Annotated in this window: 11 protein-coding genes; 5 read left to right on the top strand and 6 right to left on the bottom strand. The window is 50.8% G+C overall.

Translation table 11 applies throughout. The features are described from left to right. Positions 1-167 precede the first annotated feature (167 nt). A complete protein-coding gene (locus IYN85_RS20000; protein ID WP_196160717.1) occupies positions 168-1064 on the top strand; it encodes a hypothetical protein in 897 nt (298 codons plus the stop codon). Positions 1065-1209: 145 nt separating this feature from the next. On the opposite strand, the gene IYN85_RS19995 is transcribed toward IYN85_RS20000, so the two are convergent. Then, positions 1210-1824 carry a TetR/AcrR family transcriptional regulator gene (locus IYN85_RS19995; protein WP_196160716.1) on the bottom strand — a complete coding sequence of 205 codons (615 nt, stop codon included), beginning with the start codon at positions 1822-1824 and terminating at the stop codon, positions 1210-1212. A 153-nt stretch (positions 1825-1977) separates the two neighbouring features. On the opposite strand from IYN85_RS19995, the gene IYN85_RS19990 reads away from it, so the two are divergent. The 3 genes from IYN85_RS19990 to IYN85_RS19980 all read left to right on the top strand — a co-directional run bounded on the left by IYN85_RS19990 (position 1978) and on the right by IYN85_RS19980 (position 4816). Continuing rightward, entirely contained in the window at positions 1978-2838 is an 861-nt protein-coding gene (locus tag IYN85_RS19990) for a CPBP family intramembrane glutamic endopeptidase (RefSeq protein ID WP_196160715.1), read from the top strand. Positions 2839-2842: 4 nt separating this feature from the next. Then, positions 2843-3778, top strand: coding sequence for a hypothetical protein (locus IYN85_RS19985; protein ID WP_196160714.1), 936 nt, complete (start codon positions 2843-2845; stop codon positions 3776-3778). Positions 3779-4162: 384 nt separating this feature from the next. Then, positions 4163-4816 (top strand): ABC transporter substrate-binding protein, encoded by a 654-nt coding sequence (locus IYN85_RS19980; RefSeq protein WP_196160713.1) that lies wholly within the window; start codon positions 4163-4165, stop codon positions 4814-4816. 113 nt (positions 4817-4929) lie between these two features. On the opposite strand, the gene IYN85_RS19975 is transcribed toward IYN85_RS19980, so the two are convergent. Next, entirely contained in the window at positions 4930-7614 is a 2685-nt protein-coding gene (locus tag IYN85_RS19975) for a fibronectin type III domain-containing protein (RefSeq protein WP_196160712.1), read from the bottom strand. Positions 7615-7943: 329 nt separating this feature from the next. Here IYN85_RS19975 and IYN85_RS19970 point away from each other — a divergent pair, with 329 nt between their 5' ends. Further along, on the top strand, positions 7944-9125 hold the full coding sequence (locus IYN85_RS19970) for an AraC family transcriptional regulator (protein ID WP_196160711.1): 1182 nt from the start codon (positions 7944-7946) through the stop codon (positions 9123-9125). A gap of 13 nt (positions 9126-9138) precedes the next feature. On the opposite strand, the gene IYN85_RS19965 is transcribed toward IYN85_RS19970, so the two are convergent. Genes IYN85_RS19965 through IYN85_RS19950 form a run of 4 tightly spaced genes read right to left on the bottom strand, consistent with a single transcriptional unit; the run spans position 9139 to position 13310 of the window. Beyond that, positions 9139-9843, bottom strand: coding sequence for a glutathione S-transferase family protein (locus IYN85_RS19965; RefSeq protein WP_196160710.1), 705 nt, complete (start codon positions 9841-9843; stop codon positions 9139-9141). Between the two features lie 56 nt (positions 9844-9899). Next, complete coding sequence (locus IYN85_RS19960; protein WP_370592233.1) at positions 9900-11303, bottom strand: sigma 54-interacting transcriptional regulator; 1404 nt, start codon at positions 11301-11303, stop codon at positions 9900-9902. Further along, positions 11287-11895, bottom strand: coding sequence for a hypothetical protein (locus IYN85_RS19955; RefSeq protein WP_196160709.1), 609 nt, complete (start codon positions 11893-11895; stop codon positions 11287-11289). The genes IYN85_RS19960 and IYN85_RS19955 overlap by 17 nt, the downstream gene beginning before the upstream one ends. Then, on the bottom strand, positions 11892-13310 hold the full coding sequence (locus IYN85_RS19950) for a sensor histidine kinase KdpD (protein ID WP_196160708.1): 1419 nt from the start codon (positions 13308-13310) through the stop codon (positions 11892-11894). The genes IYN85_RS19955 and IYN85_RS19950 overlap by 4 nt, the downstream gene beginning before the upstream one ends. Between the last annotated feature and the right edge of the window lie 17 nt (positions 13311-13327).

Below are 13327 nucleotides of genomic sequence, written 5' to 3'. Positions count from 1 at the left end.
CGGGGGACGTGGTTTGATGCTTATCAAGGCAGGTGTTGTTTTTAGCGTAAGAGCGGTGTTTGGCGGGTGTTTGGGTTTGTCTGGGTGGGTATTCGTTGCTAGTCTACAGGCTCTTTTAATCGGCCAATGCCATACGGGCGTTGCGCTCCTGAAAAGGCTTGTAGTAGATGAAAAACATCGGTGCAGTGGTTTTTGTTCTAAGTGCGTTAATGGGGTGTAACCCTGAAGGTCCCGGCGGTAATGGTACGGCGGCAGAAGGGCGGGACTGCTCAGACCCGTTTGATCCCAATGGTTATATTGCTGCTGTGAATACAACCGTCGGCAGTTCGGCAGATGGTTCGAACGCGAATCGGCCGCTCGATATGAGTGTCACGGTCGATGTGTCATTATCCGGTGTATTAACGACCGATATAGAGGCCGCTTCTTTTTTCTACCCAGATGGCACTGAAGTGAGTTCATCGTATCTTAACTTGAACGATTATAATGGTTCGCGTTTGCTGTTCTACAATGCGTTTTTTGAAAGCTATACCAAGGTGAATGGGCTCAGAGTCGCCCCGATGACGGGTTATTGTGCGGAAGTAACACTGAAGGACGGAACGGTTTTTTCGGCGAATTTCTCTTTGGAGCGCTCAGATGGGTCTGAACCAAACGAAGGTGAATTATTCGTACATGCTAACGATTACAACAGCGTAACAGCGGGCGGAGATTACTCTAAGGCGTTGGCGATACCGGTTATTAATTCCGCATCTATGTCCGAAAGTGCGTTGACCTTTACGATGACAATCATGGATTCGCGCGTAACAGAATACGATGTTGTGGTTCGTAGTAACGAAGGGTTTCAAGCCGCGGAGTATCTGACAGACGACGCGGCGTCCATTAAAAATGATGGTGAAAAAACTTACGTGATCGATTACGCAAACTTGGATACTGACTTAACACCAGCCGAACTTGTGGCAGCATCCAATTACTTGTTTGTGCTGGTTTACGATGCTGGAACGGGTAAAAATGGATTCCGTTCGAGCATGGCGGAGCTGTCTGCAAATTCAGCGACTTTTGATTTTTAACAGCAGAACCTCAATGTACTGTTAGAAAGAAAATTCCATTACCGCAGAGTCCATCTGCGGTTTTTTGTCCTTAAACCCTTTCCGAGCACCGGTTCTATCGGCCATGTCAGAGGGCGTTCTTCACCGTTCTGCGCTCTACCTACATTTAAAGTTTGCTGAAAATCAAATCGAGGCTGTTCGCGTACACTAAGCCAATATCCAACCCGGCGGTGTGCGCGACAATCACATCGCCATAAAAGCTGGACGCTAAATGCATCAACGTGGCGGTGTGGTCTTTGGTCGGGTCTATTTCAAATAAGTGTCGCATCAAAATCTCGTTACCGCTGGGTATGGTCTCTTCCAGCAGTTCTGGAGTGTCTGGGTGCAGCAGGTACCGGTCTGCCGGTTCAATGGTGTGGGCGTTTGGGTCTAGCTCGCTGGTCAGCAATGAGGCCACAAAATTTGCCATGAGGCGGGGGTGCTGCTTTATCTGATCGGCCGTATGGCTGAACACCCGGCGTATGGCGGCTTCACCCTGCAGGGGTTGTTTTTTCTGTAGCACCAGAAGGTCGAACGCCCAAATGCCCATCATGTATTTCAGAATGTCTTCTTTCTTGGGGAAGTAGTTGAAAAACGTCATTTCGGTAATGCCGACTTCCTCTGCAATGGCCTTGGCTTTCATGTCTTTGAAAGCCTGCTCATGGCTAAGCCGGTAAACGGTGTCCAGCACGTTTAATCGCGTTTGCGCTTTGTTCAGTGTTCGCTTGCCAAATTCAGGCATGTCGCTGCCCCTAAGAAATATCAGAAGTCCTGCTTATAACGCAAAATATTATAGTCGACTAAAGAAATAGTTGACAGGCTTAATTTCAGAGGTAAACTTTTAGTCGACTAAAAGTTTTGGTCATCACTTTTCAGGCCATTTTGGAGGGCTACCATGATTAATCGATACCGTTATCCACTTCGCTTCTATGTGCTCAGCACACTTATCCCTTGGTCTCTGTGGGGGTTGGCGGGTTACCTCAGCCATTTACCCGGCGCAGAAGCCTACAGCACCTATATTGGGCTCATGGGTTTTATTGGTCTGTGTGGGCCGTTGGTGGTTTCCGCGTTTATGATTGGCAAAGACAAGGCGTTAATCGCGGATGTCGCCGGGCGTTTTTTTAAATTTAAAGCCGGTACCGGCGGTTACGTGGTTGTGTCTTTGGTGATGATGCCCGCCAGCATTCTGTTGGCGATGGGCGTGTCGGTGCTGTTCGGTTACGACATCAACCAGTTTGCCATTCCCGGGCACGCCACCTTTACTTCGGCCGTCTTTCCGGTGTGGTTTCTGTTGATGATGGCGCCCATCATTGAAGAGATTGCGTGGCATACCTACGGCACCGACTGCCTGCGGCAGAAGTTTTCTCTGTTCACAACCTGCATGATATTTGCGTTTTACTGGGGGCTTTGGCATGTGCCGTTGGCGTCGATCAACGGTTACTACCACAGTAATCTGGTGCTGGAAGGCGCGTTGTACAGCCTGAACTTTTTGGTGAGCATTTTCCCACTCGTGTTCTTAATGAATTGGCTGTACTACAAAACCGGCCGCAACATTTTAGTGCCCGTTGCCGTACATTTAACCGCCAATGTGTTTAACGAAGTATTTGCTACCCACCCAGACAGCAAAGTTATTCAAACCGGCTTGTTGTTGGTGTTGTGTGGTGTTGTTCTTTACCGTGAACGCGAGATGTTTTTTGGCAAGTTAGAAGCAGCCGATGCGGGCGAAAGCTTGAAGCCTGCCAGAGCAGGTGCATAAGCCCATGATGCGTCGCGTTTTAACATTATTGGTTTCCGGCTGCTGCTGTTTGGCAGCCGCCGAAGGGCAGCGCCAGTCAGAACAGAACGCCACTCAGGTGCTGCCGCTGGCGCAATATGAAAGCCTGAACCTTGCCTCGCAGGTTGTTCAATCCATCAGTGCGGGAATTGCAGTACAAAACGACAACCTGCTTATGGTGGCCATGCTGAACGGCAGTACGTTTGACGAGCCGTTGAGTAACACCAGCGCAGCAAATCTTTATACGTTAGATACGTTGGTGGATGCGCACGTTGGGCGCCACCAGGTTATCGCCAGTATTCAGAGTGAGGCAGATCAGCCATTCTCATTCCATTGGCAAGATGTGCAACTCGGGCTTGTCTATGGTTACGAAATTGTTGCGCAACCGAATGTATCGGTCGTGGCCGGTGGCGGTTTGGCATATGGGGATTTTGGGCTAGAAACCTCCGCGGGTGAAAACTGGCCGTTGCTTCCCATACCGTTGTTGCGGGTGAATTACCGCTCCAATTTTGCCGATGCGAAATTTGAATTTTTAACCACGCCAAACCTCACGGTTACGTTGGCTCCTAACAACCCGTTGCGGCTCACCGGCGATGTTCGGTTCGATCAACTGAGAAATGCAAGAGACATCATTTTTGAAGCCGCGCTGCATTATCGGTTTTTTACACCCGATCACGCCTACGGCGATTTCGCCGGTGTGGCCGTTGGTCTGAAGAACGATCACTTCAGCAGTTATAGTTTGATGGACGAGGTTGCCCCCGCCGAGTTGCAATACATGGCCGCGTTTGTGACGTTGGATGCGACGCTGGTTAAGGTCACCACCGGGTATGCGTTTGCAAATCGAATGTATCAGGAAGATCAGGACGAGCAGGCATTTGGCGATGGTTTTTATGTGAGCGTACAAGGGATGTTTGCGTTTTGATGCGTGATTGAGTATTGGTTTTTTGCTTGGCTAACGCGCGGGAGTACGCATAGTATGTAAATCAATGTTTGATCGGGCGTGAGCCCAGCCATTCATCTCGGGCGGTGGTTTCAAATGGCGCCTCGAATGCCGTTTGGTCGGATAAGTGATCGACCGGTGATGCGTTCGAAAAACGTCGCATGGGTCAAACTTTTTTACCGGGTTAACACCGTTGTAAGGCACAAATTGCTTCCTTGGTCTATGTTTCTCTTGTAGATGGTCCAGAGCGGAGTAGCGACGATGGGTTTCTCTGGTCGTAAATTGACACGCTTAAGGTTTTGGCTCAAGAGCCTGTGCCTTTGTCTTTTTATACAGGTTGCGTATGCGGAAGATTCGGTCAAAATCTTGGCTTATACCGATTATCCGCCTTATCTGTACACCGAAAACGGTAAAATCACCGGTCTATACCGGGACATAGTTACGGATATTTTTGATGCGATAGGTCAGCCTTATTCGATAGAAACATTGCCGTTTAAGCGCGCACTGGTGCAAACGGAAGTTGGCGATGGTCTGGTTATTGGTATTTTAAAGACGGATGAGCGCGAAGAGGTTCTTGATTTTTCCGATCCGTTTTATCAAGAACGAATCGTTGTGCTTTCAAGCAACAACCTCAACAAGAAGCTTACCACCGTACAACAGCTTAAAGGGATGCGAATAGGCACACTTTGGGGCTGGAGTTATGGTGCCGAATTTGATCGATTACGCACGAGTGATCTCTTTTCCGCAAGAGATGGTGAGTTAGCCAGTAATTTCTACATGCTTGCAAAAGGTCGTTTGGATGCCGTCATTCATACGGACCTGTCAGCTGGGTACATGCTCAATGAACTTAGTTTAGAGCAGAAGATTTTTGTTGTGTCAGAGCCCTTGGTCTTGGGTAATATCTACATTGCCACAAAAAAGGGGACTCACACAGAACTGCTTAAACGTTTTAATGCTCAATTGAAGGCTGTCGAACAGCAACAAAAAATTAAGCAGCTGATAGAAATGTATACTCAATAGCTCAGCGGTATTATCGGTTGCGCAAGGAGCTTTACGATTATCTTCTGGACTCAACTAAACCGCAAAAAAGAGGGGAGCATATGCCCCTCTTTTTTTATGTTTCGGTGGGTTTCTTATTGCGACATGAGCAGCCCGCCAACTCCAGAAATCAACATCCGTCCACTGCTGTTGATCTCACAGCGGTAAATCGCGGCCATCGGCGGTGCTGAATCTTGTTGCCAGGTGGTGCCATCGCTACTGCTGAACGCTTCTCCATTTAGGGTTATGCCCATGTAACCATCGTCCGTTGCGCACACGGTGTTCATCTGAGAACCGCCACCGGAAGTGACGCTGGTTAAGGTCCAATTCACAGCGTCGTCGCTGGTCAGCACGTAACCTGAAGGCGCGCCGATTATAAAGTTGCCGTTTCGATAAGCCAGGCCGCGCAGGTTTAAACTGGTTGGGCTTGTTTGTTGAGTCCAGTTGGTGGCATCGGTGCTGGTTAAGATGGTGCCGCTGTTGCCAGTAGCCACATACGTGCCCGCAGCATAAATCAGCCGACTGAGATTGGCAGAGACTGGAAGCGTTTGCTGTGTCCATGGGCTGCCATTGGTACTGGTCAGCAACGTGCCATTGGCACCGATGGCGACGAACTGTGTGCCGTCCCAAATCACACTGCTCAGGTTTTCTGATACGCCGCTGCTGCGTTCAACCCAACTGACGCCGTCACTGCTGGTGATGACACAGCCTTCGCTCCCAACAGCCACGAACAAGTTGGTGCCGTTATAGGCGATGTCTGCCCAGTTGGAGCCGGTGGTCCAGCTGCTGCAGGTCCGGGTAGACCAGTTCCAGTTATTTCCGTCAGGGCTCATGCCGAGGGTGGCGTTACTGCCTGACGCCGCCCAACCATTGGCTCCGACTTCGGTTAGTCCATAGAGGTTGGCCCCTTCGTGGTTTTCAAGCGCAGACCAGCTGGTGCCATTGGTGGAGGTTAACATCACGCCTTTGTCGCCATACAACAAAGTTTGTGTGCCGTCGTTGAACAATCCTTTTATGAATCGGCTCAGGTCCGTTGTGGATTCCGTCCAGCTAGTACCATCCGGGCTTGTGTAAAGTTTGCCAGAGTCGTTGACTGAGGTATCTACACCCAGGGCAATAAACTGGTTATTGGGGCTATCCCAAACGACGTTGGTGAAGTAGAAGTAGGTTGGGGCTCCTTCGGGGATGGCCAGTGTCTCTGCCCAGGTGCTCAGGTCACTGCTGGTGAAAACGCCGAAGGGACCCACCGCGACATAGGCAGAACCAGAAAAAGCAATGTCTATTAATTGACTGGTCGAGAAGAACGCCCAGTTGGTTAGGTCGCTGGATGTCACAACAACCCCTAATTCAGCCAAAACGAACTGGCTGCCGTCCCAAATGACACTGGTGAAGTAGGCTGTGCTGACATTAGCACCATTCATCGATGTGATGGGAGTCCATGTGTCACCCTCATCATCACTGCGCGCGGCCAACTTGTAACCGACCGTCAGTAACTCGCTACCATTCCAGGCTATCGAGCGCGGGCTGCCAGCGAGCACGCCGTGACTGGCTTGCCAGTCAACACCGTCGCTGCTGCTGAGAACAATGGCTTTTGCATTGCTGCTCGCATTGTCAGTTCCAATGGCAACAAAACGGGTGCCCGTCCACACCACGTCAGTCAGTTCATAGCCGCCAATACCAGCATGTTGTAATGACCAGTTCTGACCGTCAGTACTGCGAGAGATCAAACCATTTGCCCCAACGTGAACGTAAATGCCATTGGTGGTGTCCAGTGCCATGCCGTTGATCGCTGAAACGCCATAGCCAGAGGAAATGGGCATCCACTTAGGTTGCGCGGCCACTATAAATTGTTCGGAGAAGCTACCCGTCACATCGACATTCACCGGCATTATGCGCATGTAGTAGCGCTCGCCATCTTGAATGCTCAGGTTGCCGTTGGCTGCGGACAGTGTGACGCTGGTTTCGGTTGATTCGACATAGGCATCACTGGTGCCCACAGTGCTGTTTTTGCTGTAGTAAACCCGGTACAGCGTGGCATCCGTCACCGCGGGCCAACTCAGAGTCAACGGATTGTCGTTTTCAGCAGTATGAGTGATTGCGGATCTCACCAACGCAGGAGCACCGGGCGCGCTTCTCGGCGTTGCAGAAGCCGCTATGGTGGGCGAGCTTTCCAGCGTGTCGAAAGAGGCGGTTACTTGATAACTGTACGAAATATCGTTGGTCAATCCCGTGTGGGCGTAGGACGTCAAACTGACGGCTTGCAACAGGGTCCAATCACTTGTTGTCGTTCCATTGTCATGCCAGTAAATGTTGTATCCGTCGGCATTGGTGACGGTATCCCAGTTTAGGTTGACCTTTGTATCAGAGGCGCTGGCCGAGAGGTTTTCGGGCATGGTTGGCAGCGTGGTGGCATCGACCTCAGCAGTATATGAGCCTTCCAGATCGCCGATTTTAGCGGCAACTTTGTAGCAATAAGTGACGGTTGTGGATAGCCCCGTGTGATTTAGGTTTGTACTGGTGGTGGTTGGCAGTGCCGTCCATTCACTTGTGGTAGCACCATTGTCGTGCCAATAAACCTGATAGCCGTCGACATTAGCAACAGCGTCCCAGCTCAGGCTAACCTGAGTGTCTGTTGCGGTGGCCTGCAGATTTTGCGGTGCCGCAGGTGGCGTAAGGGTGTTATCTGTGCCGTCGGCATTGCCGTTGCCGCCTCCGCCACTACAGGCTGTTATCAGTAATACCAAAGGGAAAATAAGCCAAAGCCGGAGCCAGTTTTTCATAAATGTATCTCGCAAGGTTATCAGGTGTAGTCGCTACGGATTCTGCGTGAAGGGTCACGTGTTAGCGTTCTAAAACACGATTTAGAACGTACTGAAAAGCTAAGTGATTGAATTTTAATACGAAAATATGATGAGAATGAGGTGTAGACGCCCGCAAAGGTGATGCTTTAAACGAGGCGATGCACTCCGGTTATTTCTTTTAAGACTGACTATATATCGTTTGGTAATAGTGAGGTTTTAAATTGTCGCCGTTTCCTCTGCCGTGTATATTTACGGTTTACCGAATCGCTCCCAGGTTATGCCTGCTTCTCAGTCTTACGAAAAGTCGAATGAATTTTTTCAGTAACTTCAGCCTTCAGATTATTGTTTATGTGGTCGCAGCCGCGCAGCTTACCGTTGCCGGTTCGGTGTTTGCGTTTTTGAAAGGCGAAAAAGCCCCTGTGTACTCGCGGTCGCTGGCGACATTGTTTTTTCTGATTGCCATCGTCTTATTCGACATGGCGCTCGAAAAGACGATGGTATATCTGCATTACCCACAATTCGGCAACATTGGCAAAATGTTCGCAACCGCGCTCCCGGGGTTGGTGTACCTATATGCCCGTCGGAGTTATATGGAACAGTTTCGTTTGCATTGGTATGACGCGTTTCATTGCCTGCCGGTGTTATTGAAGGGCGGTGCTGCGTTGTTTTTCTATCACTTGCAGCCGCGTGATGTGCAAATTGCCTATTGGGAAGGTGGCTGGCAAACCCACCCTATCAACTGGCCTTGGTTGTCGACTCTGGTCATCCTCATTTATGTGGTGCAGATCATTCTGCTGATGCGGCTGGTTCATCGACATCACAAATCACTCCAACAAGTGCGTTCCAACACACTGGAAAGCAGCTACCGGCTACTGAAAGTATTTGCCGGTGCTTATTGTATTCAGCTCTTGCTCAACATTTCACGTGCCTATCTGGTGCATATTCAGGCATTTGAAGCCATGCAAGTAGTGACGACGGTGATGGGTTTGTGGATTTATGTGGTTGTGACGCTGCTGATTATTGATTTGATTCTGGGGTCTGACCGGCGCAATACGCTCAGCGATGAAGAAGCTGAGATATCAGGCTTTGCACCAGCGCAGCAAAATGAGCACAGGCTACCAGAGCAAGATAACGAACATTGGACGCAGCTGAGTGACCAGCTCGACCAATTTATGCGTGAACATCAGCCATATCTTGATCCAAACCTCACATTGGTTCAGGTTGCACGTAAGCTCGGAGTGCCGGGACGGGAATTGTCCAGCTTTATTAACAATCGGTTAGGGTGCAATTTTTCGGATTACATTGCCAACTGGCGGATCGGCAAAGCCAAGGACCTGCTACAGGACGCTAATTGCGGTATGTCGATCACTGACGTCCTTTACGCCAGCGGGTTTAATTCTAAATCGGTTTTCAACACCCATTTCAAAAAGCAAACCGGCATGACTCCGAGCCAGTGGCGACAACTGTCATTAATGCAAGCGGCGTCTTAACCGCTGAGCGCCCTCAATGCGCATCGCCTTTTAACATTGCTCGAAGCGACTTTTCAATTTCCCCGCCGCAATACAGGCTGCCCATGTCGTGTTGCTGTCGGGTTTCAAATGCCGCTATTGCCGTTTGTTCGGCTATGCGGTCGCTCAGTCTTGCCATTTCCGGGGCATGTTGTGTTAGGTCTGCACGCAGTTGCGGCAGGCGCGTGGTCATGGTACCCCAAAGGCCGTAAACGACGATGTCGGCTTGTGTGAGGCGGTCACCGAAGAAAAACGGCGCGCCAGGCTGGCCGTACTTTAGGTACGTTTGCTCGAATATCTGCATCCACAACGGCAGGCGCTGGCTGCGGAAGTCATGCCAGTCATCTTGACGCCACATGGTCATACCGTGGTGGCGGGTAATTTCCAGTAGGATGTCACTGGCGTCCAACATCATTTTCAAACACAGCTTCCGTTGGTAGTCATTGTCTGGCAACAGGCTGTGCCTTTCGGCGAGGTGTTGCATGATCATCGGCAGTTGGCTGTAGGCAAGGCCGTTACTGGCGTCGATGAAGTAGGGCGGTGCCATGGCGGGCAATTCTTTGGCCTGTGGTGGCTGGTTTTTCCAGGTGATGACGTCCTGGAAGTTGGTATCGGTATAGGCCACACCGGCGAGTTCAAGCGTTAGGCGGATAAAATTGCCGCGAAATGGTAGTGGCCAGTAGATCAGTTGGTCCGTCATTGGGAGGAGCTCCTGCTGTGTCGGTCCGGTTACGATAACAGGATGCCGTCAGGACATCAGTCTATTTCCGGGCGAGAGGTGCCCTTAAAATCCTGTACGTTAAACTGGTGTTTTTTTAAGAGCTTATAAAAATCTGTTCGATTCCGGCCGCTGATTTCCGCTGCTTTCGATACCACGCCGTCGGTCATCTTCAATACCCGGTTAAGGTAGTGCCGCTCAAACTCGTCTTTGGCTTCGGTTAAGCTCGGCCAATGGCTGGTTGTTTGCAGCATAGCCTGGTTCACCAGAGCCAAGCTGATGACGGGTGTTTGGGTTAACGCGACGCATTGTTCCACCACGTTGACCAACTGTCGTATGTTGCCCTGCCATTGCGCTTGAGTCATGGCCAGTAACGCGTCGTCGGCAAAACGTGTGGCGTTAATGCCGTGTTTTTCCGCGCTTTGTTGTAACAGGTGTCGGGCCAGAATTGGAATATCTTCCGGCCGCTCACTCAAACTGGGTAATCTCAGGTTGACCACACACAGCCGGTAGTAGAGGTCTTCGCGAAAGGTTTCTTCTTTCATGGCCTCGGGCAGGTCACGGTGGGTCGCAGACACTACTCGCACGTCTACTGGAATGGTTTCCACGCCGCCGACCGGGCGAATGGCTTTTTCCTGCAGCACGCGCAGTAGCTTCACCTGCAGTGGCAAAGGCATGTCGCCTATCTCGTCCAGGAACAGGGTGCCACCTTCGGCAGCGCGAAACAAACCCGGGTGCTCACGGACGGCGCCAGAAAAAGCGCCTTTTTTATGGCCGAACAATTCACTTTCCAGTAAATGTTCAGGCAACGCACCACAGTTAATGGCGATGAAGGGTTTGTCAGCCCGTCGGCTGGCCTTGTGAATGGCTTTGGCCAATAACTCCTTGCCGGTGCCGCTGGCGCCGGTGATCAGGATGCTCACGTCTCGCGGTGCCACTAAACCGGTTTGTTCGATAAGGCGTTGCATTACCGTGCTGCGAAAAATTATGTCTCGGTGCCAGGCGTGCGTTGGGTGTGATGAGGTTTGGGCGATAGCGTTGTTTAAGACCGTGCGGAGTTTTTGGTGGTCAATGGGTTTGGTAATGAACCCAAGCGCCCCTTTTTCGGTGGCGTCTACCGCTTCGGTAATGGAGCCGTGTGCAGACATCAAAATAACGGGCAACGTGGGCAGGTTGTTCGCGATGTAGTCAAGTAAATACAAGCCATCCTGGCCAGGCATGCGTAAGTCGCTGAGTACGGCCGAAAACACCTGGCTGCTCAACTGCTGCAAGGCGGCTTCGACACTGGTTGCGGCGTGTATGTCGTAGCCTTCACTGGTTAATCGTATTGAAAGCAACCGAAGTAAACTGGTGTCGTCGTCGACCAGCAACACCTTTGGGCATTGGCCCGCCATTGGATTGGCCGGCTGTGAGGTGGTCGTCGGGTTAGCGGTCATTGTCATGGCTCAGTGACTCTTCGGCATTCAGTTGCTGTTCAATGTTGGTAATGGCGTCGATTTTCTGCTGCGCTTGGTCCAGTGCCTGTTTGGTTACATTCAGTTCGGTCAACAAGGCGTTCAATGTGGCCAAGGATGCATCCGCGCGCGTATCTTGCGTCATTAAGGTTTGGTTATAGGCCACCACCAAGGTTAAAAAACTTTGAAGCGCGGGGTCGTATTGGTTAATGGCTTGCTCTAAAAGACGGTTGTGTTCAATGCGCACTGGCAGAGGTTCATCTGGGTGGGTGAGCAGTAACAAACGTTTCAGCGTGTCGGTGTTTGAATGTTGCAACTGGCCCAGTTGCTGTTGTCGTTGTGTCTCGTCAAGTTGCAGGCTGTGTATCAGGTAATGCTGCCAGGCTGGTAACAGACATTTGTCAGCTTTAAGGGTGGGTTGTGCATTGGCGCAGCGATCCTTCACCGTTTTAGCAGTTGAGGTTTCGGTGCGGTCGGCCGGCGTCGGCTCGGCTGTGCGGGCAGTGTTGTGGGTGCCGGGGAGGTTAGCGCAAGCTGAGAACCCGACGCTGACCAATACTAAAACAAAAATATTTTTCACTGCGTTTCCTGATAAATAGGTAGGGTCACGCGCGCCATAAAGTCAAAGTTGTCATCGTTGCCCAGCTCAACATGCCCGCCGAGTAAACGTGCGCAGTCATTGACGATGGACAGTCCCAAGCCGTTGCCACGTAATGAGTCATGGCGGGGCACATCGGCCCGGTAAAATGGCTCCAGTAAATGCGCCAGATGCGCGGTCGCAATGCGTGGGCCGGTGTTGGCGACGCTTAAAATCAACGTTGAACCCTGTTGGTAAAAGTGGATGCGAATTCTACCTGCCTGTTCACCATAAGCCTGAGCATTGCTCAGCAAATTTTCAACGATGCGTGTAAATAATGTGTTATCCGTTTGTATCTCATTCAGGGCGCAATCCACCGTGAGTTGCTGTTGGCGCTTGCGCAACAACAGTTCATGGTCGCCTGCTATCTGCGCCAATAACGCACTCGGGTTTACGTCGGTGATATTGGGTTTTTGCTGCTGTAAAAATCGGTTGTAGTCCAGCAATTGTTCGGTGAGATCCTGTAAGCGAAGGGTGCTTTCTTCGAGCAGGGTAATAACTTCGCGCTGTTGTGGTGTGAGCGGGCCAGTCAATTCATCGTTCAGGATCGAGCAGCTTTCCAGAATACTGGACAACGGGGTTTTAAATTCGTGTGATGCATGCCGCAAAATGGATTGTCGGGTTGCTTCCAGTTGCTGCAGTCGCGCATCCAGCCAAACCAACTTAGCAAAAATATGGCGAAACTCCTTCGGACCAGAGAAACTGTCGGTTTTTTCCGTCTCGCGTTTATGCCCGGTACCGATGGCGTTTATTTTTTCGTCGAGTTGTTTTACCGGCGCAGCCAAACGTCTGCTCAAGATGACCACCAGGCAAAATGTCACGAATGCAATGACCAATAACCAGGTGTTTGCTCGGGTTTGCTGCCGCGACACGTAGGTTTGTTGTTCTTGTGTGGCGTCATCCAAGAACAACCAGAGCGTTTGCATCATGTTTGTCTGGCGTTTTTTTAATGTTTGAAATTCGGTGTTCAGTACATCTTGTTGGCGAGTGGTAAAGGTACGCGACAAGGTGGCGATGTCTTGCGTCTGTTGCGTACAGAATTCCGCAAGTTGGGTGTTGTTTAGCGTACATAGGTCGTCCAGCAGGGATTCGTACTTGTCGATATTGGTACGGGCCAAATCAATGAGCGGGTCGCTGTTCAGAATCAGATACTGGCGGATGCCCCGCTCGATATCTATCAGGAGGTTGTCCGTTTCTACCGCTAGCCGGACGGTGTTAATGGAATTGTTGGTAAAGGCAATAGACGAGGTACTGACCTGACGCTGAATCGCATTGCTTTGCCACAGCAGCAGCGACAGTGGGATCAACGATACGAAAAAGCCAAGCAGAATAAGATGCCGAAGGGACGGCAATTGCATGCGTAGAGTCATAAGTT

The sequence above is a fragment of the Reinekea sp. G2M2-21 genome, from assembly GCF_015687175.1.
GTDB lineage: Bacteria > Pseudomonadota > Gammaproteobacteria > Pseudomonadales > Natronospirillaceae > Reinekea.
The sequence above is the reverse complement of the archived record's forward strand: the minus strand, read 5'-3'. Positions and strand labels throughout refer to the sequence as shown.